This is a genomic window from Streptomyces sennicomposti (assembly GCF_019890635.1).
Lineage (GTDB): Bacteria > Actinomycetota > Actinomycetes > Streptomycetales > Streptomycetaceae > Streptomyces > Streptomyces sennicomposti.
The window spans coordinates 91,286-117,892 of sequence record NZ_JAIOAB010000010.1 but is presented as its reverse complement, the minus strand read 5'-3'; the positions used below and the strand labels follow the sequence as shown (position 1 = coordinate 117,892).

Sequence of the window (26,607 nt, the reverse complement as noted above, 5' to 3'; positions counted from 1 at the left end):
GGTGGGAAGCCGGGGCGGGAAGCGTGGCCGACTGCATGGCAGGTCAGCCCCCTACCCGGCCAGTGCCGGATACAGGCGCCGCGCGGTTCCCGCGAAGATCTCCCGACGCGCCGTCCCGGGCAGCGGCGCCAGCACCGTCCGGGCCAGATCGACCAGTTCGGTCAGGGACTGCTCGGCCGCCGGGAGGTTGGAGCCCCAGGCGATGCGCCGCCCGGCGCCGAAGGCGTCCACCACCGGGGTGAGGAACTCGATCGCCTCCTCCCCCACCGCCCGCAGCGGTTCGAGATTGCGGTGGGTGAGCTTCAGGTACAGGTTCGGGTGGGCGGCGAGCTGCGCGACCTCCTTGCCGGCCCGGGCGGGGCCGGCCGCGATGTCGGGGTAGCCGATGTGGTCCAGGAGCACCCGGACGCCGGGGTACCGCTCCAGCAGTTCCGTGAGCTGCCGGGTGGCGGGGCCGAGCCGCATCTGCAGACACACGGTGACGTCCAGTTCGGTCGCGGCCTCCCAGAAGGCGTAGGACTCGGGAGCGGCGAACCATTCGCCCTGGGTGGGTACGGTGCTGCCGCTGGTGAACAGCCGTACGCCCGCGAGTCCCCGCCCCGAGACGGCCGCGGCCAGCCGCGCCGGGGCGTCGGGGGCGAGCGGGTCGAAGGTGCCGACGGCGATGAACCGGTCCGGGTGGGCGGCGCGGCTGTCGAGGACGTAGGAGTTGTCGTAGCCGTAGGCGGTGGTGGCCTGGACGAGGACGGACCGCTGGATGCCCGTCTCGTCCATGTGGGCGATCATGCCCTCGGCGGTGACCGGCCGGGAGGCGGCCCAGGCCGACGCCTTGCCGCCGATGGGCGACCACGGGTAGCGCTCCCGGTCGTCGGCGATGACGTGGCAGTGCGTGTCGATGATGTCCATGGTTCCTCGCTCCTGTCAGGCGTCGGGGTAGTCGCCGTCGGCGAACAGCGCGCGGATGTCGTCGGGGAATCCCGCGTCCAGCAGTCCCTGGTCGCGGGAGTGGCGGACGAGGGCGGCGAGGCTGGGCTCGTTGGCGGCGATGCCGTAGGGCACGGGGTCGCCGCCGGTCTGGCCGGCCTGCCGGGCGAACCTGGGCAGCTCGGTCCAGTCCGGGTCGGCGGCCGTCTGCCGCCGCTTGGCCTCGGCGAACGCGGCGTACAGGGCGGTGGGCAGGGACGGGTCGCGGTCGACGAGGTCCGTGCGCAGCGTGATGAGGGAGTGCAGCGGGTAGACGCCGGTGCGCAGGTGGTGGTCGCGGGCGAGGACGTCCGCCTCGGGGAACAGCGGGTAGGGGGCGTCGCCGTCGTCGGCCCGGGGTCCGTCCGTCGCGGTCCAGCCGCTGCGCGGGGCTCCGGCCCGGCCGGTGCCGGCGTTGCCGGTGAAGGCGGCGTCGATCTCTCCGGCGCGCAGCAGTTCGCCGAGCGAGCGGCCGTCGGTGACGCGTTCCACGTTGGGCGGTACGCGTCCCTCGACGTGGTCGTCGTCGTCGACCACCCAGGTGATCTTGTCGATGTCGACGCCGTACTCCTCGGTGAGGACGCCGCGCGCCCAGACGCCGGTGCTGACCGAGTAGGCGCGCACGCCGACCCGGCGACCCTCCAGGTCGCGCGGCGCCCGGATGCCGGAGCGGGCGCCGCACTGGATGTCGCCGTGGTGGAAGCGGCGGTTGAGGAAGACGGGGACCGCGGTGAGGGGGACGCCGGCCTGGCGGGCCATCAGGTAGGAGACGGGCGCCAGTTCGCACACGTCGAACTCCAGGTCGCGGATCATCCGCCGGTAGGCGCCGATGACGGGCCTGACCTGGACCTCCTCGATCCGGTAGCCGGTCACGGCGGCGGTGTTGCCGGTCAGCGCCCGCACATGCGGATAGTCGCCGAGGACGGTGGAGAGCTTCTCCATTTCCTGCCTTTCGTCTCTCATCGGGTGGGTGGGGCCGCCCCGCCCCGGCGCGTCGGGCCGCCGGGGCGGGGCGGGTCGGGGGGTCCGGCGGGGTCAGCCGCCGAGGCGGGCCGCGGGGACGCCGAGGGCCGCGCAGGTGCGGTCGACGATCTCGTCGAACTCCACGGCCCTCGGGATGACTTCCTGCTCCAGGGCGTAGGCGGCGGCCCTGGTGAACGGGCCGCGCAGGCCCGCGAAGCCGACCGGGTCGATCGCGGCGGTCGGCGCGGCGGCCGCCGCCGCGCGCATCGCGTCGAAGGCGGCGAGGACGGCCGGGGCGTGCTCCCGGGCCGCGCTCTCGGTGATGCCGATGACGTGGTTGACGGGTGTGAAGCCGGTGCTCGCCGCCCACTGGGCGGCCGCCTCGCGGGCGTCGGCGATGGCGGTGCGGATGCGGTCGTCGGCGGGCAGTTCGTTGCCCATGATCCCGAAGTCGACGCGTCCGTCGAGGAAGTCGGCGGGCAGCTTGGCGCCTTCGGGGGCGCGGGTGACCCAGGACGGGTCGTCGCAGCCGTCGACGTGGGCGCCCTCGTAGGTCCGCCAGTCGATCTTGCGCAGGTCGACGCCGTACTGCTCGGTCAGGAAGCCGCGCACCCAGACACCGGTGGTCTGGCTCCAGGCGCGTACGCCGACGCTGCGGCCCTCGATGTCCTCGACCGTGAGCCGGCCCAGGGTGACCAGTGTCTGGTGCTGGTCCCGGCCGAGAGCGGTGACGGGGAGCAGCAGCACCTCGCGGCCCTGCGCGACCGCCTGCAGCAGGGTGACGACGGCGAGTTCGCACAGGTCGGGGCCGGTGCCGTCGACGAAACCGCGGGAGGCCTTGTGGACCGGCCTGACGGCCGCCCGCTCGAACGGCGTCCCGGTCTCCTCGACGGCCGTCCCGGCCGCCGCGGCCAGGTCGTCGCGACCCAGTACCACCCTCATCATTTTCTCCTCGGTCCGTTGTGGGGGTGCCGTGCGTGGTGCTGGCGCAGCAGGTCGGCGCCGTAGTCGCCCCCGTTCGGGGTGCGCACGATGGTGTGGATGTGCCGGCGGGTGGGGTGGTCGTTGGCGTACATCACGCCGGGCATGTGCTCGAACTCGACCAGGATCACCGGGCTGTGCAGGCGGTAGTAGAAGACGCCGTCGGGGTCCCCGACCCACCCGAACCAGGTGTCGCCCGCGTGTGCCAGGACCTCGTCCATCCGGACCTTGGCGTGCCCGGGGTTGGCCCGGTCGGTGTACAGGGCGATCAGTTCGAGGGCCGAGCGCCGCCGGTCACCGGTCAGCTCGCTCAGCGGGAGGCCGGCGTAGTCCAGCTCCCAGTTGTCCCGGAAGGCGCCCACATGCAGTTCGTCCGGCAGTTCGTCGGCGATCGTCGCCCGGGCCCGCTGGGGCGCCGACAGTCCCGCGAACAGTTCCTGTCCCGCGGTCTCCTCGGCGCGGAACGCGGTCGTCCCGGCGAACTTCCCGCCGTGGGCGACCACCGGTTCGGCGCCCAGGAAGGTCGGGGTGAGCACCATGTGGTCCTCGACCAGGGCGCAGTTGACGTTCACGTGGTGGCCGTCGAGCTGCCAGCCGAACGGGCCGTCGCCGAGCGGGTCTCCGTACACGCTGAACCAGTACAGCCACTCGTTGAGCATGTCGGTCTCGCCGCGGATCTCCCCGATGGTCAGGTTGAGCCGCATCAGGTCGATCACCTGCCGGTATCCGGCCTCGCTGAGCGAGGCCCGGACCAGGTCCAGGGCGAGCCGTCGCTTGACGTCGTCGAGATCCTCCAGGAGCAGGCCGTGGCGCAGGAAGTAGCGTGCGCCGTTGTTCCAGTGCCGCCAGGTCACGTCCCGCATCGGGAAGCGCGCGGCGTGGAGTTCGTTGGGGGTCAGGGCGCGCAGGTAGGCGGCGGCCGCCTCCCGGATGCGGGTGGTGTCGACGCCGGTTCCGGTCAGCGGGTACAGGCCCGGGACCGGTCCGTCGGACGTGACCACCCCGCGCAGCGGTTCGTCGGCGGCTTCTCGGCGCCAGTCGACCTTGGCCTGGAGTTCGGGTGTCCAGACCTCCGGTTCGCGGGTGGGGGCCGAGGGCCGTACCCGCAGCTCCGCGTCGTGCTCGCCGTTCATCGCGTCTCCTCCTTTCTCGTGGTCGGGTGTGGGTGGTCCGTTCAGCCTTCGAGGAACGCCGCGTCCTTCTGGATGCGCGCCAGGTCGACGGGGGTGCGGACGAGCTTCTGCTCCAGGGCGTAGCGGGCCGCGATCTCCAGGCAGCGGGCGAGGGAGTCGCTCCAGCCGGCGGTGACGGCCCGGCCCGCCGGGGTGGCGAGGTCCCGTTCGGCCGCGGTCGCGTCGATGCCCCGGGCGAGCGCCCGGAACAAGGCGGTGACCTCGTCGCGCCGGGTGCGCAGGACGTCGTCGCGGACGACCAGCAGATGGTTCGCGGGCACGGTGCCGTGCCGTTCCGTCCAGGCCTGTGCCGCGTGCTCCGCGTCCTTGATCACGGGGACCAGGGGGACGCCCTGGACGCCGATGGCGCGCGGGCCGAGGACCGCCGCGGCCACGTCCCCGGCGCGCAGCAGGGCCGCTACGCCGCCGGCGGTGGACCGCTCGACGTTCGGCGGGTTCACGTAACTCGCCACGTGCGCGTCCTCGGTGGTGACCCAGGTGACGTCCGACGCCTCGACGCCGTAGTCCTCGCGCAGGATGCCCCGCACCCACAGTCCGGTGGTCTGGCCGTAGGAACGCACCCCGATCCGGTGGCCGGCGAGCCGCCGTACGTCCAGCTCGGGGCCGTCGGGCAGCCGGGTCAGCGAGTGGTGGTGGGTGGCGCCGATCAGCACCGCCGGGAGCAGGGTGAGGGGCACACCCGCGTCCCGGGCCAGCAGATAGGTGGCGACGGGCATCTCGCACACGTCGAACTCCAGGCCGCCGGCCATCCGCGGGAACGCGGAGTGCAGCGGGGAGGCCGACAGGAAGCGGCACTCGGCGCCCTCGACGGGAATCGTGCCGTCCCTGAGCACACGTGTGTGCGGGTAGTTGCCGAGCAGGACGTCCAGCGTCCCGCCCGCCGGGGTCGAGCTGTTCACGGTCACGGCCCTCCCTCTCCTCGGCCCGCTCACACGTCCTCGCCGTACCAGAGGCGCCGGTAGGGCGGGCTGAGCACCTTGCGGCTGATCCGGACGTCGATGACGGTGGGGCGGGGTTCGCGGACGAACTCGGCGAGCGCGGCGCGGAGTTCGTCGGTGGTGCGGACGGTCGCGCCGGCCCCGCCGAGGGTCACCGCGACCGCGCCCAGTTCCGGCGTCGGGATGACGGCGAGTTCCGGGTCCAGTCCCTTCGCCGCGGACTTGTGGTACTCGGCGCCCAGTCCCTCGTCGTTCATGACGACGGCGAGCAGCGGCAGTCCGTACCGGCAGGCGGTCTCGAACTCCGGGAGGTGCATGAGGAAGCTGGCGTCGCCCTCGACCACGAACGAGGGGCGTCCCCCGTCGGCGACGATCTTGCCGATGGTCAGCATGGGCGCCTGCCCGATCGCGCCGAACATGCCGTAGTTGGAGACGATCTCGCGGGAGCGCTGGAAGAGCATGGTCCCGAAGTCGGTCTGGTGGCCGCTGCCGAGCACGAGGTCGATCTCGCCGGGGAGTTCCTCGTCCAGCACGGTGATCGCCTCGCGCGGGTCGATCCGGCCCGGTTCCCGTACGAAGTCGGCGGGGTCGACCAGCGGGGCGGACAGCCGGCGGCGGACCTCCGCGGTGTGGAAGCCCTCGTTGCGCACGTTGCGGCGGGCGAGTTCGCGCTCCAGCGCGTCCAGTGCGGTGACCGCGTCGGCGCGGACGTAGACGTCGGCGGCGGCGCCGTTGCCCATGACGAGGTGCTCGGCGGTGTCGATCTGGACGTACTTGGCCTCGGGGAAGAGGTAACCGGCCTCGGTGGTGTAGTGGTTGAGGCTGGCGCCGACCGCGATGACGCAGTCGGCCTCCTGCAGCAGCTCCATCGCCACGCGGTTGCCGAACAGGCCGGAGATGCCCACATGGTGCTCGGTGCGCCCGCGCAGCCAGTTCTTCGCCTGGAGTGTGGTGGCGAGCAGGGCGCCGGTACGTTCCTGGAGCCGCAGGACGCCCTCGCCGGCGTCGGCCTGGCGGGCGCCGCGCCCCGCGATGATCACCACCCGCTTGCCGGCCCCGACGATGTCGGCGGCGCGCGTGATCCGCTCGGGGTCGGGCAACGGCCGCTGCCGGTCGATCAGTTGGGTCGAGGGCACGTACGGCATGTCGAGGGCGTCGTCGAACTCGTGCGTCTGGATGTCCATGGGCGCGCTGATCATGACCGGCCGGGACTCGGTCCTCGCCAGGTGGAAGGCGCGCTGTACGACCTCCTGCGCCTGGTCGGCCCGGTCGAGGTGCAGGTAGGCGCACTCGATGGCGGCGGCGAAGCGCCCCTGGTCGAGGTACTGGGCGGCGGCCTTGTCGCCCCAGGCGGTCTCGCCGCAGAAGGCGACGAGCGGGGTGCGGGCCCGGGCCGCGACGATCATCGAGGTGGCGAGCTGGGAGACGCCGGGGCCGCTGGTCGTGGTGATGACGCCGGGCTGTCCGGCCGCCCGGGCCCAGCCGTCGGCCATGCCGAGACCGGAGCCCTCGTGGCGTACCTCGAACAGCCGCACGCCGCGCTGGGCGAGGGCGTTCATCCAGTGCATGTTGGCGTCGCCCATCATGCCGAAGACGTCTCGGGTGCCTTCCCGGACGAACGCCTCGGCCATCGCTTCGTAGACCTTCATCGGTTCGTGGCCTCCGGGTTCGCGAGGTTCTTGTGGTTCTTCAGGCGGGGGAACACCCGCAGCGCGTTGCCGTGCTCGATGAGCCGGCGGTCCTCGTCGGTCAGGCCGGTGACGGAGTCGAGGATGCTCTTGGTGTCGTCGAAGGGACTTCCGGTCTCCGGGTCGATGCCGCGGACGGCGCCGATCATCTCGGAGGCGAACAGGATGTTCCGGGCCGGGATGACGTCCGTCAGCAGCTGCATGCCGCGCCGGTGGTACACGCAGGTGTCGAAGTGGACGTTGTTCAGGACGAGTTCCTCCAGCGGCGGGCGTCCCTGGTCCTGCATGACGCCCCGGTAGCGGCCCCAGTGGTAGGGGACGGCGCCGCCGCCGTGCGGGATGACGACCCGCAGCCCGGGGAAGTCGCGGAACAGGTCCGACTGGCACAGCTGCATGAACACGGCGGTGTCGCCGGCCAGGTAGTGGGCGCAGGTGCCCTGGAGGGCGGGGTTGCGGGACATCGCCACGTGCAGCATGGCGGGGACGTCCAGCTCCACCATCTTCTCGTACAGCGGGTAGTACACCTTGTCGGTGACCGGCGGGGCCTGCCAGTTGCCGTCGGAGGGGTCCGGGTTCAGCAGCGCGCCGACGAAGCCGAACTCCGTGACGCAGCGCTCCAGTTCGGCGACGCTGTGCCGCACGGACGTCTCCAGGTCCGCGCCGGGCGACTGGGGGAGCTGGCAGACGCCGACGAACCTGCCGGGGAACAGGGCGCACACCCGGGCGATCAGGTCGTTGGCGACGTGGGACCAGTCCAGGCTGGTCCGGGCGTCGCCGTAGTGGTGGGCCATCTTCCCGGCGCCGGGCGAGAACAGCGTGACGTCGGTGCCGCGTTCGTTCTGGAGCCTCAGCTGGCCCTGTTCGACGGCGGTCCTGATCTCGTCGTCGCCGATGGTCAGCTCGTCGGGCGACACACGTGTGCCCGAGTCCTCGAAGGCGCGTATCTGTTTCTCCCGCCATCGGCCGAGTGCGGGAGGGGCGGTGGTGAAGTGACCGTGACAGTCGATGAGCATGGGGGCTCCTTGCTGGGAGGGTGCGGGCGGCGGCGGTCCGGGGCGCACGCTCGGCGGGGCGGGGCCGGGTCCGCGGCGGGGGCGCTGGGGGGCGCTCGGCGGGGTGGGGCCGGCGGTCGTGCGGGCGGGTCGGGGCCGTGACGGGGGCGGCGTGAGGCGCGCGGCCGGTGGTGGGCGGCCGATGGTCAGGCGCGTCGCCGGTGGTCGGGCGGCCGGTCGGGCGTGAGGCGCGCGGTGGGCGGCCGGTGGGGCGCCGGTCGTGCGGACGGGGACCCGGTCCGGAAGGCCGCGCGGCCGGCGGTCAGGCGCGGGCGGTGAGGGAGCGGCCCAGGTCCAGGCCGGGGTAGGTGCGCACGGGAGCGGTCATCAGGAAGCGGTAGCCGTCGTCGAGGACCTGCTTGACGTTGTCGGCGGTGACGTGCGGGTGCCCCACGGGGACCGCGCGCTCGGCGCAGACGTCCAGCACGCGTCGCTTGCACTCCAGCATCCGCGGATGGTCGTACTGACGCGGGATGCCCAGTTCCTGGCTCATGTCGCCCTCGCCGACGATGACGAGCCCGATGCCGGGCACCTCGTCGAGCATGCGCGGCAGGTTCTCGATGCCCTGCTGGTCCTCGATCATGAGGGCCACGAGGATCTCTCCGTCGGGGTCGAGCGGCCAGACGCCGGCGCGCCGGTAGTACTCCTGGTTGGAGACGCCCCAGAAGCGGGCGGCGGCGCCCGGGCTGTCGCCGCGCAGACCGGCCGGCTCGTGGCGGGGCTCCCCCGGCAGCGTCGGGTAGCGGCAGGCGGCGACGGCGTTGCGGGCCTCGTCGACGGTGGAGATGTGCGGCCAGACGACGCCGAACGCGCCGAGGTCGAGGGCCTGCTTGGCGTGCCACTGCGCCTTCTCCGCCCCGTTGACGGGGATCCGCACGAGGGGGGTGAGGGCGGGTCCGGGCTCGTCCGAGGTCCGGATCTGGCGGCGGTCGAGCAGGTACTGGAAGCTGTCGCGCAGCGCGACGGCGTCCCACGGCTTGTGCTCCGTCTCGAACACGAGGGCGTCGTAGGAGGTGGTGGCGAAGTCGAGGGCGGCAGCCGGGTCGGCCGGGGAGAAGGACGCGAACACGTGGCGGCCTGCGGCGAGATGGGCGATGACCTTGTTGAGCCGGGCTGTCACGGACGGTCTCCTCGGGAAGAGGTGGATAGGGGGTTGTCCACGGTGGTGTCCGCGGACGGGGTGCCGGCCGACGGGACGGGGCCTTCGCCGCGCCCGGCGGGGTCTCCGCCGCGCCGGGCCGGGTCCTCGCCGCGCCGGGCCGGGTCCTCGCCGCGCCGGCCACGGCCGAACAGGCGGGCCAGCCGGGCGCGGACGCGCTGCCACAGGCCGGGACGCGGTGCCGGGGCGGTGGCGCCGGCGGGCTCGGCGGTGGCGTCGGCGGTCCGGTGGGCGGTGGCCGGGGACGTCGAGGGGGCCGACGTGGCGGACCCGGACGCGTCGGCGGCCGGAAGGGCGCAGCGTTCGACGAGGGCCGCGGAGAACTCCCGCGTCATCCTGGACACGACGACGCCGGCGCCCGACTCGATGAGCGGGGCGAGCTTGCCGGAGAGGTTCATCTCGCCGGTCATCGCCACCTGGGTGCCGCCGGCGGCCCGGTCCTCGGTCACCTGGAAGACGGCCTCGCCGCTGAACCGGGTGGCGCCCTGGCCGTCCCTGCCGCGTGCGGTGAGGCGGCCTTCGCGCTGGTCCTGGTCCAGTTCGAGGGTGATGCGGGCGGCGAACCTGACCCGGATGCCGCCGAACCTGACGACGAGGAGACCGTCGAAGGAGCCGTCGGGGTGTGACTCGCCCAGTTCGGCGCCGCCGATGCAGGACACGACGGCGGCGGGGTCGGAGATGATCTCCCAGACCCGTGCCGGCGGGCTCGGCACGTCTATCTTCTCAGCGATGGATATCAAGGGGTGGACCTCGCTTCGTGAACCCTAGGCTGCGTCGGCCGTCTTCGTGTCGGACTTGAACAGGCTCCACAGGTCGTTGTAGAGCTCGGAGAACTCGTGCGACTCGATGAGGGAGCCGATGGTGCGGGGGCGCCCGAAGGGGACGGGGAGGATGCGGCGGACGGTGCCCGGGCCCTCGGACATCACGACCACCTCGTCGGCGAGGTAGAGGGCCTCGCTGAGGTCGTGGGTGACGAAGACGAGGGTGCCCTCCTGCTCCTGCCACAGGTTGAGCAGTTCCTGCTGGAGCTTGAGCCGGGTGATGGCGTCCAGCGGCCCGAAGGGCTCGTCCATGAGCACGATGGACGGCTCGTAGATCAGTGCCCTGGCGATCGCGCAGCGTTTGCGCATGCCGCCGGACAGCTCACGGGGGTAGTGGTTCTCGAATCCCCTGAGCCCGACGACGTCGATCCAGTGCGCGATGCGTTCCTCGCGTTCCGCCTTCGGGACCTTGCGGAACTTCAGGGCGAGGCCGATGTTGGCCTTCACGCTGAGCCAGGGAAGCAGGTCCGTCTGCTGCGTCACGTACGCGGCTTCCGAGTTGACGGCCTTGACCTCCTCGCCCCCGAAGCGCACCGTGCCCCGGGTCGGTGAGAGAAGGCCGGCGGCCAGATTGAGCAGGGTGCTCTTCCCGCAGCCGCTGGGGCCGATCACGGCGACGCACTTGCCGCGGCCGATCCGGAACGACACGTCCGTGATGGCCGGTCGGTGGCTGCCCGGGAACTCCAGGGTCACGTTCTCGAAGCGGAGGGCTTCGGGGTGCGGGGCGCGCTGTTTGGTCGACATCTTCGTCTCCTCGGCCTGCCCCGTGAGCAGGGCGGCCTGACCCATCGTTCGTGCGGTGGATGGATGTACCGGCGCGGTGTCCCCCGCTGTCCCACAGGGGTGAGGCGGCGCGCACGGATGAGACCGCCTGCCGGCGGCTCAGTTCAGCAAGTTCCGGATCTGGATTGTCCGACAAGAACTGCAGGGAACATAACGCGAACGAATCACCCCGGCAAGGAGTCCGTACGAAAAACCTGACGCGCGGAAGCTTTGTCCGTTCGGCGCTCCGCAGCGCGGGACGCTCCCCGGCGGCCGAGGGGCGACTCGTCCGGCGGGGGCGCAAGCCCCTGTAATAAGGCCACACGGCCTGCGATCGGCCGGTCAGACAGCCCCTGCCGGCCGGAGCGCGCGGCCACCCCCGGGACCCGACTCACCCTGACGCCGCCCCCGGCCGGCACACCGCGGGCAGCGCGACGCCCCGCTCTCCTCAAGGCGGTCGGATGGCGCGATGGACACAGATCGTCTGACAAAGTGAGTCCGAGTTCTGGGCGGCCACAAGAGCGGCGAGTGACCTCCTCGGCGGCGCGAAGGCCTCGGCGGCGCCGCCCCACAGGGGGTGGCGCCGCCGAGGGTCCCGGTCAGCCCGCGCGGCCGGACAGCGGCGTGGCCGCGCCGGTGGAAGCGGTGGCCTCGGTCGGGCGCCGGCTCTCCTGGGTCCGCTTGACGCCGATGGTGAGGAGCGAGATCATCGCGGCGATCAGCATGCCGATGCCGCCGATCCAGGCGCACTCGTGCAGGGCGTCGGTGAAACTCGCGGCGAACGCCCCGAGGGCCTGTTCGGTCGACTGCTCGCCGGACAGCCGCAGGAACGCCCCCGCCTGGATGCCCGCGCCGTGGACCATGCCGTCGACCTGGCCCTGGTCGGCCTGGCCCAGCCCCGACGCGCTGAGGTGGCCCGCGAGGGACGACAGGGTCCTGTGGGTGAGGACGACACCGAAGACCGCCGGAGCGAGCGCGCTGCCGATCTGCCGGAGGGCGCTGTTGGACGAGCCGGCCACCGGGGCCAGGTGCCGCGGCAGGCTGTTCATGGCCACCGTGGTGATCGGAGCCACGGCCAGCGCCAGGCCGACGCCCATGACCGCGATGAGCAGGACGGTCTCGCCCGTGCCGGTGTCGGCCTCGACGAGGGTCACCAGGAGAGCGCCGACGCCCGAGACGACCAGGCCGGCCAGCATCACCAGGCTCGGGGTGAACCGGTTCATCAGCCGGCCGACCACGGGAGCCAGGACGACGGTCAGCCCGTTGACGGCGATGAGCCGCACACCGATGTTCCAGGCGGAGGCGTGGTGGACCAGCGAGAAGTACTCGCTGAGCGCGAAGACCAGGCCGACCTGGGCGAACAGCGTGATGGTCATGACCAGCGCGGCGCCGGAGAACGCGGAGGAACGGAACAGGCGCAGGTCCAGCATCGGGCTGCTGGAACGCAGTTCGGCCAGGACGAAGCCGACCAGCCCCAGCCCCGCGAGCACGAAGGCGACGACCACCTCGGCGTCGCCCCAGCCGGCCGTGCCGCCGCCCTCGATCACGCCGTAGACCACGCCGGTGATGCCGACGATCGCGAGGATCTGGCCGGGGACGTCCAGATGCCTGATGTGCTCGGACCTCGAGTCGCGCAGCAGGAAGAAGCCCGCGACGGCGACCACGGCCCCCAGGATCGCCGAGGGCAGGAAGATCCAGCGCCAGGCGGCATGGTTCAGGATCAGGCCGTTGACCAGCGGGCCGAGGGTCAGTCCCAGGCCCAGGAAGGCCGTCCAGACCGCGATGGCCCTGGCCCGCCGGGCACGGTCGGGGTGGACGTGCGCGACCAGCCCCAGCGTCGAGGGCAGCAGGGCCGCCGAGCCCGCGCCGGTGACGGCCTGGCCGACGCAGACCTGCACGGCGCCCGAGGCGGTCAGGGCGATCAGACAGCCGGCAACGGTCAGCAGGAGGCCGGTGAGGAAGACCTTCTTGCGCCCGAACCGGTCGCCGATGACGCCGAAGGACAGCAGCAGCGCCGCCGTCGGTAGGACGAAGGCGTCCAGGATCCACTGGAGTTGGGCCGTGGACGCGTCCAGCGCCTGCTGTATCACCCCGATGGAGGTCGACACACCGACCACCGGCAGATACGAGATGAAGACACCGGCACAGGCGAGAACCAGCGTCGCCGTCCGGTGCGAAACGCCGCTCTCGCCACTGGAATCGACCGGAACCGGCCCGGATGAAGCTTTCGACAACGAAGACATGACACCTCAATGCGGGGAACGGGGCGGGGTGACGTGCTGGACGGCAGGGCCGGAGACGTCCTGCGCTCGGCGGCGGCCGGAACGGCCCGGCTGCCCTGATCGCGTGCCCGCGGCTCGCTCGCTCACCTCCGGCCCCTCTCACGGAGTGTCTGGTCCGTGTCGTCCACGCGGCTGCCGGGCGCAGGGTCCGTCGGACGGGGCGTCGGGGGCGCAGGACGCGGCTGATCACTGTCGGTACGAGCCGGCCCGGCGAACCGCTGGGGGGAACGTATACCCGCGGCTCGCGCGGCCGGGTTTCCCCGGCGTGCATGCTTAGCTGAACCCCGCGGAGGGACGAAGTGCCGCAGGAGTATTGATCGGACTCCCCCGCCGCCGGTATGGGGCCGCGCCACGGGACCGGCGGCGTCGGCCCCGCCCGCGCGCGGATCGCACCGCAGTGCGCGTCGGCGGGCGGAGCCCCGGGGTGTCGCCCTGCCGGGGCCGGCCTCGGCTCCTTCGCTCCCCCGGCCGGGCGGCGGAGCCGGTGCGGAGCCGTCCGGTCACCGTGGTCGCCTCCGCGGCGCGGCCCCTGGCGAGGTCACCGTCCGCCGTGCTGCGCGGACTCGTCCTTCCCGCCCGATCGCAGCAGCAGGTTCCTGCGCGCGGAGCCGACATGGTGGCGCATCGCGGCGGCGGCCGCATCGGGGTTGCGCGTCAGGATGGCGAAGAAGACGGCCTGGTGCTCCTCGAGGGACCCGGTCCGCGGATGCGGGGCGGACAGGTCGCGGTACTGCCGCATCACGAGCGGGTAGAGCAGCGCCTCGTGGGCGCGCGCCAGTGTCCGCTGGTGCGCGGCGCGTCTCACCTGCTCGTGGAAGGCACGGTTGCCCTGCGAGTAGCCCTGTTCGTCGCCCCGCGCCTGGCAGTCCGCCATGCGCTCCAGCGTGCGGCGCAGTTCGCCGATCTCCGCCTCGGACGCCCGCTCGGCGGCCTTGCCGGCCAGGGCGGACTCCAGCGTTTCCCGCGCCTCCAGGATGTCCAGCGCTTCCTCGACCGAGAAGTCCCGGGTGCGGACGCCCCGGTTGACCTCACTGGTGACGTACCCCTCGTGGGCCAGCTGGACCAGGACGGCCCGCATGGTGCTCCGCGAGACGCCGAACCGCTGCGTCAGCTCCGCCTCGGTCAGCCGGGTGCCCGGCCGGAAGCTCCCCGACAGCAGCAGCGCGCGCAGGCCTTCGTACGCCTGGTGGTGCCGGGTCGACGCCGCCCTGTCCGGGTCGACCGTCTTGTCGTGGGGCTCGGTGTTCACTTGATCACCCGTGGTCTTCTGGAGGTAGGGAACCGACTTCCGAGCAGTATCTACGGTCCCGGGGGATTCCGTGGAGCGAGCAGTTCCCGTCGTGCCTGGCCGCGAGTGTTTTGGTGATCAGCGCGGGAACGGCCTGCGCCCGCCCGGCCCGATCGCCGGGCGGGCGGACGGGAGGACGGATCGCGCGTGCCGTGTCATCGCACGTACTCGTTGGTCCAGTCGTCCGTGGTGATCGTGGCCCCTGCGGGGAGGACGCCCAGTTCGCTGACGAAGTCGGAGGTCTTCCTCCAGGCCTCCACGTTCATGTCGGCGAACCACGGCCACTCGACCTCCTCGACGCCGGCCCGCACCGCCGCGTCGGGGACGCCGGGCAGCGCCTTCTTCGCCGCCGGCACCACGGACGGGTCGTTCACGTGCTTGTACAGGTAGGCCGTTCCCTCCCGCACCGCGGCCATGAACTTCCGCACCGTGGCGGCGTGCTGTGCGGCATAGCGCTTGCGGGTCACGACGACCTGGCCGTACCCGGCGTATCCGCCGGCCCACTGCGAGACCGTCCTGGAGTCGGCGACCACGACGCCCTTCCCGGACTGCTGGATCTGCAACGGGAGCGGTTCCGAGGTGATGAACCAGTCGATCCGGCCGTCGTCGAGAGCGGCCTGGTCCGCGCTCGGGCTGGGCAGGGACACCCACTCGACCTTCCCGGGGTCGACTCCGTTGCTCTTGAGAAAGATTCCCGCCTCGGCCTTCGTGTTGGCCGAACTGGTGCCGCCCGTCGAGCCCGCCAGGGCCTTGGCGACCTCCCTGGCCGGGGACTTGGCGGTCAGTCCGTTGCGCCGGGCGAACTCCTTGCTCACGACGAGACCGAGCGGGTTGCCGAGCCCGTCCACCCCGATGGCGGTCTCCGGAAGTCCCCTGGCCAGGGCGCTCAGGAACGCGGTGGGGCTGGAGTTGAGGAACTGCAGGGAACCCGATTCGAGAGCCGGCGTACCCGTGGCGGCGGTCACCGTCACGAATCTGACCCTCAGGCCGCGCTGGGTGAAGTAGCCCTCGGCGTCGGCCAGCCGGAGGGGGACGTCGAAGATGTTGCCCGCGACGCCGACCGTCACCGTCTCCGGAGTGCTCGCTCCTGCGGCGGACTTCCCGCACGCCGTCAGCACGGCCGAGCCGAGCACGAGGGCCGTCGCGGCGGCCGCCGCCCGCCGGCCGCCGCTCATCGGCACGGAGCCACCCGCGCGCGCTCGGGGTCGTCCGAGGTGAAACCTCATTGTCTCTCCTGTCTCCCTGTGCCGGAGATCGCGCGCTCGCGCCCCGGGGCAGCGCGATGAACAAGCGTGAACTGCGGGTCGGGAAGCGGTCGTCGCGGAGCCCGGTCGGTCCGACGACTCCACGCCCAGGGACCGGCGACGGTCCAGGTGGAGACGGAAGGGGTTCTCCGGGGCCACGGACGATCGGCCCTCATGAGGCCATCCGCGAGGAAGATTGTCGGACAACTAATGAGGCTGGAACGTATCAGCCTCCATCACGGCCGACAAGGTACGCGCACAGAACGATTCCGTCTCGCGCCGAACCGTGATCACGGTCGACACCTCCGCAGTTCGTCGGACAATCACAGCCGTTGGTGAGGACGCCCCCCGTGGTCGTCCGCCCGATCCGGCGAGCCGCGACGGGCACGGGGCGCCGACGGCGGGGACGGTGGCGGCGACGGTGACGCCCAGCCGGGTCCGCGGTGTCCGGACACACGAACACCGGGTGCCGGGGCGGCGCATACCCGCCCCAACACCCGGTGGCCGTGGAGAAGACCCGTCGGCTACCTCGCGGCGGCCGGTGGTGTGACGCCGAGCTGCTCGGCTCGCTCGTTCAGTTCCCGCCACACCTTCGGTGCCACCGGGACACCCTTGGCGCCACGCTCCCGGGCGACCGAGGCGCTGCGTTCACCGGGGTAGTACACGCCGTCCGCGCCGTCGGCGACCGGCAGCCCCTTCAGGGTGTCCAGGGTGTCGCCGACGGCGGCGGTGAAGGCGTCGCCGTCTCCGAACGCGGCCGGGTCGACGGCGATCAGCAGGGCGTTCTGGCGGTGCTTGCGGCCGGCCGGGTCGTCCGAGTGGAACGCGGAGAGGATCGGCGCCCCGACGAGGACGCTGGTGAGCAGTTCGAAGGCCAGGGACATCCCGGAGCCTTTGGCGCCGCCGAGCGGCAGCGGCATGACCGCCTTCTCCGGGTCGGTGGTCGGGGTGCCGTCCTCGGTGGCGGCGGCCCCCTCCGGCAGCGGGGTGCCGGAGGCCTTCGCCTGGCGGATCCTGCCGAGCGCGATCGTGGCCGTCGCCATGTCGAGCAGCAGCGGCGCGTGGTCGCCGGCGGGTACCGCGACGGCGAGCGGGCTGGTGGCCACGGCGGCGCCCCTGACGCCGGTGTAGCCCATGTTCGGCATGCCGGCGACGAAGCCGAGGCCGACCAGGCCCTGTTCGGCGATCTTGGAGACGTAGTAGCCGATGGCGCCGGTGTGCACGGTGCGGCGGACGCCCACCGCGGCGATGCCGGTCTGCCGGGCCCGCCGCACGGCCTCGTCGGCGGCGGCGCTCAGCGCGACCGGGCCGGGCGCGCGGTCGGCGTCGAGGACGGCGGCGGCCGGCGTGGTCGACTCGATGGTGATTGCGGGGTCGGCGTTGGCGACGCCCTTGGCGAGCAGGTCGAGATAGGCGGGGACGCGGGCGGTGCCGTGCGAGTCGACGCCGCGCAGCGCGGCCCACACGAACACGTCTGCGGTGGTGCGCGCGTGCTCGGCGGTCAGGCCGCCCTTCTCCAGGAGGGCCGCGGCGAAGGCGCGCAGTTCCTCGGCGGGGACCAGGACCTTGCCCGGCTGGGGCGTCGGTGTGTCGTTCATGGTGGCGGGTGCCTCCTGGGTCAGCGGGTGACGAGGACGTCGACGACGGCGGTGGTGCCCTCCGCCACGGACTTCAGCGCGCGCTCCAGCGCGGGCGCGAGCGCGTCCGGGGTGTCGACGGTCTCGGTGTGCATGCCGAACGGTTCGGCGAACCGGGCGAGTCGGGGCAGCCGGTGCAGGTCGGTGCCCAGCCATTGCCCGGTCTCGGCGGCCGCGCCGTCGGGGTAGAACCTGCGGTGGTTCAGGTTCATCGACTTGTAGACACGGTTGTTGAAGACCACGACCAGCAGCGGCAGGTCGTACGCCTTCGAGGCGTCGTACGACGGGATCACCGGGTTGTAGACGAAGGCGCCGTCGCCGACGGTGAGGACCACGGGGCGGTCGCCGGCGGCGAGTTTGACGCCGAGCGCGACCGCCATGCCCTGGCCGAGCCCGCCCTGCACGTAGAAGTACGAGTCGGGCGCGGCGGTCTTCAGATGCCGTCTAACCGTCCGGCTGTGGGTGATGGTCTCGTCGACGACGATCCCGTCCCGGCCCTCCAGCAGGGTGCGCAGGGTGGCGGCGACGAGCACCGGGTCGATGCCCCGCGCCTTTGCCGCCCCGCGCTCGGCGGCGGCGATCGCCTCCTGCTCGGCGGCGTGCCGCTCCTCCTGGGCGGCGCGGCGCGCGGCGACGGCGGCCGCGTCGAGGTCCTTCGCCCGCTTGGCCAGCTGGCGCAGGGTGTTGGCGACGTCGCCCTCCAGGTACACGTCGGCGTAGAGCACTTGGTAGACGATGTGCGGGCGCTGCGGGACCTGGTCGATGACGACGATCTTCGCCTTCGAGGGCCGGCGGCTCGGCGGGTAGAACGGGGCGCGGCAGTTGACGAGCAGGATCAGGTCCGCCTCGTCCATCCACGGGCCGATGTCGCTGCCGGCGTGGAGGGGGTGGGTGCGCGGGAAGTTGCCGCACACCGTCGCCGAGTCGGACTCGACGACCGGGATGCTCCAGGCCTCGGCGAAGGCCACGAGCGCTTCAAAGCCGCCCGCCTCGCGGCCGGCCGACTCGGTGACGATCACGGGGTTGTTCGCCTCGCGGATCATCCGGGCGACGGGATCGACCTCTTCGGGCGAGCTGTGCGTGGATCCCGGTCGCACGACGGGCTTGGCCTCGCGGCCGTCCCACTCCGCCAGCAGGGTCTCCACCGGGATGTTCAGGTAGGCGGGGCCCGCCGGCGCCCGCCACGCCAGCTCGGCGGCCCGTGTGATCATCGTGGGCAGGGTGTGCACCCCGGCGGCCTCGTTGGCCCACTTGGTGAACGGTTGCGCCACCTGGTGCGGGCCGCCCACGACGGACAGGTTGCGGTACCACTGGCCGCCCGGGTCGTGTCCCGGGGCGTCGCCGTACGTGGTCGACTCGGAGGAAGCGACCACCATGGGCACGCCGGCCAGCAGTGCGCCGTGCACCGCCATGGAGCCCTGGAGCAGGCCGGGGGCGGCGTGCAGCAGGACGCCCTGCGGGCGGCGTTCGAGAAGCCCGTAGCCGGTGGCCATGCCGACGGCGACGGTCTCGTGGGTCAGGTCCAGGTACTTGGGCGCGGGCTCGCCGTCGCGGTGGCGCCGGGCCAGCGACTCCCACACCGGGGCCCATTCGGACCCCGATGAGCAGAAGAGGTAGTCGGCGCCGACGGCGTTGAAGGCGGAGACGACGGCGTCACCGCCGTCGGCGCCCGGCTTGTTCCGGTTGTCCGTCATCTCTGGTGTTCCCTCAGCCCTCGATCGGCCAGTCCAGGACCTCGGAGATCCCGCGGCCCATGATCCATTCGAGTTCCTCGGGCGTGAAGTCCCAGTGCTTGGTGAACTGCTCGATCGTGTCGGTGTAGGTGATGCCGTGCCCGAGCAGGCGGGTGATGTCGGTGCCGTAGAAGCAGCGCTGCGGCCCCATCTTGTCGACCATCTCGCGCACGTACTTCTGGATGTTGTCGTTCGGGAAGGGCTGCGTGGAGTAGCCGGGCAGCGCCGAGACCTTCACGTAGATGTTCGGGTGGACGTGCAGGTCGGCGGTCTCCTGGACCCAGTAGCCGATGGCGTCGTCGACGCAGCGGGCCATGATGCCCATGTGGTCGATGATGATCTTCAGCTCGGGGTGCCGGGCGGCGATCTCGCCCAGCTCGCGCTTCCAGATCGGGGCGTGCACCATCGTGGGGATGCGCAGCTCCTCGGCGAGCGGCCAGTACCAGTCGTTGGTGCCGTCGATCATCCAGTTGCGGTCGATCGGGCGGTGGAAGGTGAGCCGGGTGCCCTTCACATGCGGGTTCTGGGCGAAGTCCGTCAGCATGGCCTTGCCCTCTTCGGGCTTGTTCTGCGGGATGCGGGCCATGATGCCGAACCGGTCGGGGTGCGCCTCGCAGGCCTCCAGGGCGTAGTCGATGCGGTCGCCCTCCCAGGACGGGGGCAGGATCAGCGCGCGGTTGACGCCGGCCTCGTCCATCAGCTCCAGGGCCTCCTCGTAGGAGAAGGGGTCCTCGCGGTGGCCGTTGAGGCGGATCCGCTCGCGAGCGCCCGGGACCCAGGGGCGGTCCGGGGTCTCTTCCTTCCAGATGTGGATCTGCGTGTCGACGACGAACATGACGTGAACTCTTTCTCGAAGAGGGGCGGTGAGGCGGTGCGAGAGGAACGCTAGGCGGGGAAGAGGCCGTTGCTAAGGCTCTGGGGCGCAAGCACTTGTTGCGCGTGAAGGTGCTGTTCGCGGGGCATTTTCAGGTTGCGTCAGGCGTCGTCGAAGACGGCGGCGACGATGTGTTCGGCGATGGCCATGGAGGCGGTGGCGGCCGGTGAGGGCGCGTTGCGCACCGCGGTGATCCGGCCGACCCGGTGGATGCGGAAGTCGTCCACCAGGGTGCCGTCGGGGTCGAGCGCCTGGGCTCGTACGCCGGCTCCGCCGCGCACCACGTCCGCGGCGCTCACACCCGGCACATAGGCGTCGGCGTCCTTCATGAAGGCCTTCACGGACAGCGAGCTGCGGTACTCCTTGATCCCGGTCCGCCAGTGCTGTGCGGCCATCCGCCAGGCGCCGGGGTAGACCGCGAGCCGCGCCAGGTCCGGCAGGGAGATCCGGGAGAGGCTGTAGCCCTCTCTGGCGAGGGCGAGGACCGCGTTCGGGCCGACCTCGACCGAGCCGTCCACCCGGGGTGTGAAGTGCACTCCGAGGAAGGGGTAGCGGGGGTCGGGCACCGGGTAGACGAGGCCGTTCACCAGGTGTGCCCGCTCGGGCCTGAGGAGCATGTACTCGCCCCGGAACGGGATGATCCGCGGCTCCTTACCGTCCTCGGCGAGCTTCGCCACCGAGTCGGAGTGGAGACCGGCGCACAGCACGAGCCGGTCGACCCTGACGCGGTCCTGTCCGGCGGCGACCTCGACGCCGCCGGGCACGTCCGCGATCCCGGTGACCCGGCAGCCGAGCCTGACCTCGCCGCCGGATGCCTCGATGTCCCGGGCGAACTCCCGGGCGATCGCCGGGTAGTCGGTGATCGCGGTGCGCGGCGAGTGCAGTGCGGCGATACCGCCCGCGTGGGGCTCGATCTCCTTGATCTCCTCCTTGGAGACCTTGCGCAGATCGGGCACGTGGTTGTTCCTCGCCCGTTCGTACAGGTTCTCCATCCGGCCCAGTTCGTCCGCGCGCACGGCCATGACGAGCTTGCCGATCTCCCGGTAGGGCAGGCCGCGGTCCTGGCAGTACTCGCGCAGCAGAGCCACGCCCCGCACGGTCAGCTCGGCCTTCAGGCTGCCCGGCGCGTAGTAGATGCCGGCGTGCACCACGCCCGAGTTGTGCCCGGTCTGGTGGGCGGCGACCCGGTCCTCCTTCTCCAGGACGACGACGCGGGTGCCGGGGCGGTTCAGGGCGATCTCCCGGCCCGTGGCCAGGCCCACGATGCCGGCGCCGACGATGCCGATCGTCTCGTCTGCCATCGGCGGCCTCCTTTCTGTCGTGCTGTTCCGTGCCGGTCAGGAGCCGAAGTGGACGGCCACCGTCTTGACCCGGGTGGAGAACCGCAGGACTTCCTCGCCCTGCTCCTTGTAGCCGGTGCCGGAGTCGTGGAATCCGCCGAAGGGCAGGTGGACGTCCCAGCCGGGGGTGGTCGCGTTGACGGCGACCTGTCCGCACTCGACCTCGTCGGCGAAGCGGTGGGCGGCGCCGAGGTCGCGGGTGAAGACGGCGGCGGCGAGGCCGTACGCGGAGTCGTTGGCCGCCTCGACCGCCTCGGTGAAGCCCTCCACGGCGCGTACGGCGAGCACCGGGCCGAAGACCTCGTCCCGCCAGATCGCCATGTCCGGGGTGACGCCGTCGAGGACGGTCGGCCGGACGTAGCAGCCGTGCGCGCGCTCCCCCTCGGTGTCGGCCCGGCCGCCGGTGAGCACGGTGGCCCCCTCCTGGACCGCCCTGTCCACATCGGCCAGCACGCTGTCGCGCCGGCGGGGGCTGGACAGCGGGCACAGGGTGGTGGCCGGGTCGCCGCCCGGGCCGACCCTGAGCTTCTCGGCCTCGGCGACCAGCAGCCGTACGAACTCCTCGTGCACGGGCGCCTCGACGATCACCCGGCTGGTGGCGGTGCAGCGCTGGCCGGCCTGGCCGAAGGCGGCGGCGGCGACCGTGCGGGCGGCGAACGGGAGATCGGCGTCGCGCAGCACGACGGAGGCGTTCTTGCCGCCCAGTTCGCCCTGGAAGCGGATGTTGCGGTCGCCGAGGCGGCGGCGGATGCGGCCGGCGACCTCGTTGGAGCCGGTGAAGGTGACGGCGACGATCCTGCGGTCGTCGAGCAGCGCCTCCTCCAGTTCGGCGGTGCGGCCGGTGACCACGTTGAGCACGCCGGCGGGCAGGCCCGCGTCGTGCAGGGCGCGGGCCAGGTGCAGTCCGGACAGCGGGGTCTCGGTGGCCGGCTTGAAGACGGCCGCGTTGCCGGCGGCCAGCAGCGGGGCGAGCTTGCGGGCCGGGGTGATCAGCGGGTCGTTCCAGGGGGCGATCACGAGGATCACCCCGATCGGCTCGCGCCGGGTGTGGGTCTGGGTGTCCGGCCGGGCGTCGTGCAGCAGGGTGCCGTAGCCCTGGCGGGCGAGCCCGGAGTAGTACTCCAGGAAGTCGGCCGCCTTGAGGGTCTCGCCGCGGGCCTCGGCCAGCGTCTTGCCGTTCTCGGCGGTGACGTCGGCGGCGATCTCGTCCGCCCGCTCGCGGATCAGCCGGGCCGCCCCGGTCATGATCCGGGCCCGCTCGAAGGGGCTCGTGCGCTTCCACACGGCGAAGCCGCGCTCGGCGTGGTCGTAGGCGCGGGTGACGTCCTTCGGGGCCAGTGCCGGAATGCGCGCGATCGGCGTCCGGACGTCGGCCGGGTCGTGGACGTCGATCCACTCACCGGTCGTCACCCACTCCCCGCCGGAGAGGGTTTCCTGCATGCGCATGAGATCACTTCCTTCGTCCGCCGCGGCGCGGCGTCCGCGGGCTGTGCAAGGGGGCGGCCGGCCGGCTTCGCGCCGGTGGGCCGATGTGACGACACACCATGCCGGGGCAGGTTCACCAGCCCCGTCGCGGCAGGCATTGGTTGCGCCGCGCGCAGGTCGGCGGCCGGGTGGTCCGTGGTGGAATCGGCGGGCCGGGCGGTGCGCGGGCGCCGGTTCGTCGGCGGCGAGGCGCCCCGGCCCGGCCGACGAGACGGCCGCGGACACCCGCGGCCCGGGCAAGCCGTAAGGAGTACTCCCATGGCCTACGCAGTGGTCGCCCACTACCGGTGCGCCGCCGAGGACGAGGCGACGGTGCGCGCCGCGCTGCTGGAGATGCGCGAGCACACCCTGAAGGAGCCGGCGAATCTCGGCTACGAGGTGCACGCCGAGGCGGACCGGCCGGGCGGGTTCCTGCTGTACGAGCGGTACACGGACCGGGCCGGTTTCGACGCGCACACGGCGACGGCGCACTTCGCCGAGCTGATCGCCGGCACGGTGCGGCCGCTGCTCACCGAGCGCACGGTGACCTTCGCCGAGGTGCTGTGACGCCGAGGGCTCCGCGAGGGCGGACGCGGGGGTGCCGGGAAGCGGCTGAGCCGCTTCCCGGCACCTCGCTTCCCGGCACCTCGCTTCCCGGCACCTCGCTTCCCGGCGCCCCGCTTCCCGGCGCCCCGGCTTTCTCCGGTGGTCCGGATCAGAACTCGTTGCCCCAGACGTAGCGGGCCAGGGTCTCCACTAGAACGATCTTCTTACGCTGGGTCTCCGCGTCGGTCAGCGGCCGGTCGGCCACGTCGGCGAAGCCGCGGGACGGCGCGAGCGCCGCGTCCTCCAGGTCCTTGACCTCGCCGGCCGCGTCGAGGCGGTCCAGCACGGTGTCGATGTCCTCCAGTTCGGCCGCGGCCGGATCGACCACCCCCAGGCACACGTCCCGGTCCTCGGGCAGCGCCCGCACCAGGTCCAGCTCGGCGTCCGTGCCCCGGTCGAAGGGCAGGACCCAGCGGTCGGCGGCCACCGTGCCGTACAGCCGTTCGGCGCGGGCCCGGTCCACCGCGGCCGGGGCGGCGTGGCCGGGGGCGACGGCGATCCGCACCCCCTCCGGGCGCTCGTCCAGCCGTACCGCGAGGGCCTCGACGGCGAGCGTGTCCTCGAAGGAGAGCGCGCCGCCCCCGGCCGGCTCGGTGGCGAGCCGGGCGAGCAGCAGCGGGTTGTTCAGCTGGATCAGCCGGACGCCCGCGGCGACGAGCCGCCCGATCTCCGCCTGGACGATCTCGGCGAGGGCCTCGCCCAGTTCGCGGGCGGAGGCCGGGCCGCCGTTCCCGGCGAGCGACGGGTCGAAGGTGGTGGCGGCCAGGTAGGCGGGCGAGGGCAGGGCGACCTTGGGCGCGATCACCGTCAGCTCGGCGAGCCGGGCGCCCCGGTCCGCGGCCAGCGGGCCGTCTGCCTTGGGCAGGGACTCCGCGACCCAGCGGACGAGGCCGTCGGCGTCGCGCTCGCCGGTGCGGCGAAAGCCCGAGACGCCGTCCAGGACGGCGCTGCGGAAGTCCTCGCGCGGGAAGTCGCCGTCGGTGACGACGGTGGAGCGCAGTCTGCGCTGGAGGACGACCGCCTCCTCGACCGCCCGGACCTCGGCCGCGTTCAGGGCCTCCGGATCGCCGGCGGCGCGGGCGGCGAGCAGTTCGGCGGGCCGTACCAGGCTGCCCTGGTGGTCGATGCGGTAGTTGAACGTGTCCGCCATGGCTCAGGCGTCCTTTCCGGATTCCGCGGCGGGCTCGCCCGCGACGCCCCAGGCGGCGAACTCCAGCTCGTAACCGAGCTGGGCGAGGACCTCCTCGGCGATCTGCTGGTCCTCGTCGGCGGTGCCGCCGGCGATGCCGAGGCCGCCGATGATCTCGCCGTCCTTCTTGATGGTGACGCTGCCGTCGGCGGCCATGATCGGCAGGGCGGCGCCGGGCAGCTGGGAGAGCTGGGAGAAGAAGACGGGCTGGCTCTCCTGCCACTTCTTCAGCATCCTGCCGGGGCGCTGCATCACGGCGGCGGTGTAGGCCTTGGCGCGGGCGATGTCGGGGGTGAGAGGGCGGGCGCCGTCCGGGCGGCGGATGGCGATCGGGAAGCCGCCCGCGTCCACGACGGCGACGCTGACGGCCTTGCCGATGGCCTGGGCCCGCTTGTGGGCGGCCGCGATGATCTCCTCGGCGGCGTCGAGGGTGAGGTTGCTCATGCTGCTTCCTTACTTGGCGGTGAGGGTGCGGCGCAGCTCGGCGACGGCCGCGTTGTACTGCTCGGGCGTCTCCCAGTACATGGAGTGCGGGGCGCCGGGGACGATCTCCAGGTGTGAGCCGGCCAGCAGTTCGTGGGCGCGGGTGACGGTCTTGACGCTGAGCACGGCGTCCTTCTCGCCCGCGAGGAAGGCGACCTTGAGGCCCGAGGCCTGGATGTCCTCGATGCCGGGGCCGTCGGTGTCGAGGTTGCGCAGGTCCTGCATCCTGGCGACGTTGAACGTGCCCATCTGCTGGAACAGGAAGGTGAGGTCGGCGCGCTCCCGCTGGAACGCCTTGGTGAGCAGGCGGTCGACGACCGGAAGTTTGACGGCCTCGGCGCGGTCGGCGGCGGCCAGTTCCCTCAGCTCGGGATGGCTGATGCCGCCCAGGGAGTGGCCGAGGACCACCGAGGAGACGCGTTCGGGGCGCAGCAGGCCGGCGCGCAGGGCGGCGACGGAGCCGATGGACTGACCGACCAGCATGACGTCGGTCAGGTCCTCGGCGTCCAGGACGGCGGCGACGTCGCCGGGGAAGTCCTGGCCGTCGAACTCGGGCTTCGACGCGTGCGCAGGGATGGGAGCCTCGGACTTCCCGAAGCCGCGCAGGTCGACCGTGACGACGGTGAACTCGTCGCGCAGTGCGGCCACTTGCTGCCACCAGGCGGCGTGGTGGCCGCCGCTGCCGTGCACGAACAGGATCGCCGGTCCGCTGCCGTGGCGCTCGTAGTAGATCTCGGTGCCGTCGGAGTCGGCAATGGGCATGGGGTGAACTCCCGTATGTGCGTGCTCAGTTGGGGCGCTTGGCGTGGTGGACCAGCTCGATCATGGTGTGGTCGGGGTCGTGGATGTAGCAGAACTTCGACTGGTTCTCGGGGCGCTGGATCGGGCGGGTGTGCCGGATTCCCAGTTCCTTGAGGTGCTCCAGGAAGTCGTCCCAGTCGTCGACCTCGACGGCGAAGTGGTAGGGCGCCATGCGCTCCATCTCCTCGACCGGGGTGAAGTGGAGGTCGAAGTTGCCCCGGGTCATCAGCACCACGCGGGTGTTGGACTTGGGCTGGATGCGCTTCATCCCGAAGACCTTGGCGTACCAGGCCGCGGTGCGGTCGGGGTCGGTGGTGGGGAAGTTGACGTGGTGGATGTAGCGGGGTTCCCTGCTCATGCCGGTGTTCCTTCCAGGTGTACGGGGTTGGAGAGCACGCCGATGCCGCTGATCTCGACGTCCACGGTGTCGCCCGGCTCCAGCCGGCACGTGGACTCGGCGCCCATCCACAGCACGTCACCCGGCTGGAGGGTGTTGTGCCGGGTGATCTCGACGATGTAGTCGTACGGGTCGAAGACCATGTCGCCGGTGGCGAACGAGGCGCGGACCTCGCCGTTCACCCGGAGCGTGGTGGTCTGGGCGAGCGCGTCGACGTCGGTCTCGATCCAGGGGCCCATGGGTTTGAAGGTGTCGGCGTTCTTGCTGCGCCAGAATGTGCGGTCCTGGTGCTGCCAGGTGCGGGCGCTGACGTCGTTGCCGATGGTCCAGCCGAACACCGCCTCGCGGGCCTGGTCGTGGGTGGCGTGCCGGAGGGTGCGGCCGATGACGGCGACGAGTTCGGGTTCCGCCTCGAAACGGCCTTCGACCTCGGCGGGTCTGACGATGGGCGAACGGTGGCCGGTGAGGGCGTTGTTGGCGCGGTAGCCGACCTCGGGCCGCTCGGGCACGACGGCCGCGGGGTTGCCGAGTTTCGCGGCGTGCTCGATGTGCCGCGGGTAGTTCATGCCGACCGCGTAGAACACGGGCGGCACGACGGGCGGCAGCCACCGCGCGGTGGCGACGGGCACGGTGCCGATGACGGTGGGGTCGCCCTCCAGCGGTGAGCCGGACAGCAGTTCGACGTCCGTCTCCCCCACGCGGCCCCACACCGCCCGTCCGCCGACGGAGACACGTGTGTATCGCATGAG

General features: G+C 72.3%; 24 protein-coding genes. 1 reads left to right on the top strand and 23 read right to left on the bottom strand.

Annotation, left to right across the window (positions count from 1 at the left end; translation table 11 throughout):
• Positions 1 to 51 precede the first annotated feature (51 nt).
• From K7787_RS09005 to K7787_RS08920, 18 genes are all read right to left on the bottom strand, one after another.
• Positions 52 to 906: an amidohydrolase family protein gene (locus K7787_RS09005; RefSeq protein WP_223001051.1), complete on the bottom strand. Its 855-nt coding sequence runs from the start codon at positions 904 to 906 to the stop codon at positions 52 to 54.
• A gap of 15 nt (positions 907 to 921) precedes the next feature.
• Complete coding sequence (locus K7787_RS09000; RefSeq protein ID WP_247720693.1) at positions 922 to 1,905, bottom strand: PhnD/SsuA/transferrin family substrate-binding protein; 984 nt, start codon at positions 1,903 to 1,905, stop codon at positions 922 to 924.
• Positions 1,906 to 1,998: 93 nt separating this feature from the next.
• A complete protein-coding gene (locus K7787_RS08995) occupies positions 1,999 to 2,868 on the bottom strand; it encodes a hypothetical protein (RefSeq protein WP_223001050.1) in 870 nt (289 codons plus the stop codon).
• Entirely contained in the window at positions 2,868 to 4,040 is a 1,173-nt protein-coding gene (locus K7787_RS08990; protein ID WP_223001049.1) for a DUF3500 domain-containing protein, read from the bottom strand. The genes K7787_RS08995 and K7787_RS08990 overlap by 1 nt, the downstream gene beginning before the upstream one ends.
• A 41-nt stretch (positions 4,041 to 4,081) precedes the next feature.
• Positions 4,082 to 5,005 carry a substrate-binding domain-containing protein gene (locus K7787_RS08985; RefSeq protein WP_223001048.1) on the bottom strand — a complete coding sequence of 308 codons (924 nt, stop codon included), beginning with the start codon at positions 5,003 to 5,005 and terminating at the stop codon, positions 4,082 to 4,084.
• Positions 5,006 to 5,028: 23 nt separating this feature from the next.
• Positions 5,029 to 6,687, bottom strand: coding sequence for a thiamine pyrophosphate-binding protein (locus tag K7787_RS08980; RefSeq protein WP_223001047.1), 1,659 nt, complete (start codon positions 6,685 to 6,687; stop codon positions 5,029 to 5,031).
• On the bottom strand, positions 6,684 to 7,739 hold the full coding sequence (locus tag K7787_RS08975) for an amidohydrolase family protein (RefSeq protein ID WP_223001046.1): 1,056 nt from the start codon (positions 7,737 to 7,739) through the stop codon (positions 6,684 to 6,686). The genes K7787_RS08980 and K7787_RS08975 overlap by 4 nt, the downstream gene beginning before the upstream one ends.
• Before the next feature lie 301 nt (positions 7,740 to 8,040).
• Positions 8,041 to 8,898 (bottom strand): HpcH/HpaI aldolase family protein, encoded by an 858-nt coding sequence (locus tag K7787_RS08970; RefSeq protein WP_308036314.1) that lies wholly within the window; start codon positions 8,896 to 8,898, stop codon positions 8,041 to 8,043.
• The gene (locus K7787_RS08965; protein ID WP_223001045.1) at positions 8,895 to 9,677 is read right to left on the bottom strand and encodes an SRPBCC domain-containing protein; all 783 of its coding nucleotides are present in this window, start codon (positions 9,675 to 9,677) and stop codon (positions 8,895 to 8,897) included. Before K7787_RS08965 ends, K7787_RS08970 begins: the two co-directional genes overlap by 4 nt.
• 24 nt (positions 9,678 to 9,701) lie before the next feature.
• Positions 9,702 to 10,547: an ABC transporter ATP-binding protein gene (locus K7787_RS08960; RefSeq protein ID WP_247720692.1), complete on the bottom strand. Its 846-nt coding sequence runs from the start codon at positions 10,545 to 10,547 to the stop codon at positions 9,702 to 9,704.
• Positions 10,548 to 11,119: 572 nt separating this feature from the next.
• Positions 11,120 to 12,763 (bottom strand): MFS transporter, encoded by a 1,644-nt coding sequence (locus K7787_RS08955; protein ID WP_223001044.1) that lies wholly within the window; start codon positions 12,761 to 12,763, stop codon positions 11,120 to 11,122.
• A gap of 577 nt (positions 12,764 to 13,340) precedes the next feature.
• Positions 13,341 to 14,051, bottom strand: coding sequence for a GntR family transcriptional regulator (locus K7787_RS32250; RefSeq protein ID WP_043262473.1), 711 nt, complete (start codon positions 14,049 to 14,051; stop codon positions 13,341 to 13,343).
• Between the two features lie 194 nt (positions 14,052 to 14,245).
• Positions 14,246 to 15,265 (bottom strand): ABC transporter substrate-binding protein, encoded by a 1,020-nt coding sequence (locus tag K7787_RS08945; protein WP_050790944.1) that lies wholly within the window; start codon positions 15,263 to 15,265, stop codon positions 14,246 to 14,248.
• A 593-nt stretch (positions 15,266 to 15,858) separates the two neighbouring features.
• A complete protein-coding gene (locus K7787_RS08940; protein ID WP_164388960.1) occupies positions 15,859 to 16,932 on the bottom strand; it encodes an Ldh family oxidoreductase in 1,074 nt (357 codons plus the stop codon).
• A gap of 20 nt (positions 16,933 to 16,952) precedes the next feature.
• Positions 16,953 to 18,665 carry a thiamine pyrophosphate-dependent enzyme gene (locus tag K7787_RS08935; protein WP_223001043.1) on the bottom strand — a complete coding sequence of 571 codons (1,713 nt, stop codon included), beginning with the start codon at positions 18,663 to 18,665 and terminating at the stop codon, positions 16,953 to 16,955.
• 13 nt (positions 18,666 to 18,678) lie between these two features.
• Positions 18,679 to 19,539: an amidohydrolase family protein gene (locus K7787_RS08930; protein WP_009193133.1), complete on the bottom strand. Its 861-nt coding sequence runs from the start codon at positions 19,537 to 19,539 to the stop codon at positions 18,679 to 18,681.
• Positions 19,540 to 19,679: 140 nt separating this feature from the next.
• Positions 19,680 to 20,879 carry an L-2-hydroxyglutarate dehydrogenase gene (lhgD, locus tag K7787_RS08925; protein ID WP_009193132.1) on the bottom strand — a complete coding sequence of 400 codons (1,200 nt, stop codon included), beginning with the start codon at positions 20,877 to 20,879 and terminating at the stop codon, positions 19,680 to 19,682.
• 36 nt (positions 20,880 to 20,915) lie between these two features.
• Positions 20,916 to 22,364 (bottom strand): aldehyde dehydrogenase family protein, encoded by a 1,449-nt coding sequence (locus tag K7787_RS08920; protein ID WP_223001042.1) that lies wholly within the window; start codon positions 22,362 to 22,364, stop codon positions 20,916 to 20,918.
• Positions 22,365 to 22,661: 297 nt separating this feature from the next.
• Between K7787_RS08920 and K7787_RS08915 the strand changes: the two genes are divergently transcribed.
• On the top strand, positions 22,662 to 22,949 hold the full coding sequence (locus tag K7787_RS08915) for a putative quinol monooxygenase (protein WP_043262472.1): 288 nt from the start codon (positions 22,662 to 22,664) through the stop codon (positions 22,947 to 22,949).
• Between the two features lie 148 nt (positions 22,950 to 23,097).
• Here the strand turns inward: K7787_RS08915 and K7787_RS08910 are convergent, their stop codons facing one another.
• From K7787_RS08910 to K7787_RS08890, 5 genes are read right to left on the bottom strand one after another with little or no spacing between them, the layout of a single operon-like run.
• On the bottom strand, positions 23,098 to 24,138 hold the full coding sequence (locus K7787_RS08910; protein WP_223001041.1) for a uroporphyrinogen decarboxylase/cobalamine-independent methonine synthase family protein: 1,041 nt from the start codon (positions 24,136 to 24,138) through the stop codon (positions 23,098 to 23,100).
• A 3-nt stretch (positions 24,139 to 24,141) separates the two neighbouring features.
• A complete protein-coding gene (locus K7787_RS08905) occupies positions 24,142 to 24,621 on the bottom strand; it encodes a GlcG/HbpS family heme-binding protein (protein ID WP_223001040.1) in 480 nt (159 codons plus the stop codon).
• A 9-nt stretch (positions 24,622 to 24,630) separates the two neighbouring features.
• The gene (locus K7787_RS08900; RefSeq protein WP_009193129.1) at positions 24,631 to 25,422 is read right to left on the bottom strand and encodes an alpha/beta fold hydrolase; all 792 of its coding nucleotides are present in this window, start codon (positions 25,420 to 25,422) and stop codon (positions 24,631 to 24,633) included.
• A 25-nt stretch (positions 25,423 to 25,447) separates the two neighbouring features.
• Positions 25,448 to 25,819 (bottom strand): VOC family protein, encoded by a 372-nt coding sequence (locus tag K7787_RS08895; protein WP_043262470.1) that lies wholly within the window; start codon positions 25,817 to 25,819, stop codon positions 25,448 to 25,450.
• Positions 25,816 to 26,604, bottom strand: coding sequence for a fumarylacetoacetate hydrolase family protein (locus K7787_RS08890; RefSeq protein ID WP_009193127.1), 789 nt, complete (start codon positions 26,602 to 26,604; stop codon positions 25,816 to 25,818). The genes K7787_RS08895 and K7787_RS08890 overlap by 4 nt, the downstream gene beginning before the upstream one ends.
• Positions 26,605 to 26,607 lie beyond the last annotated feature (3 nt).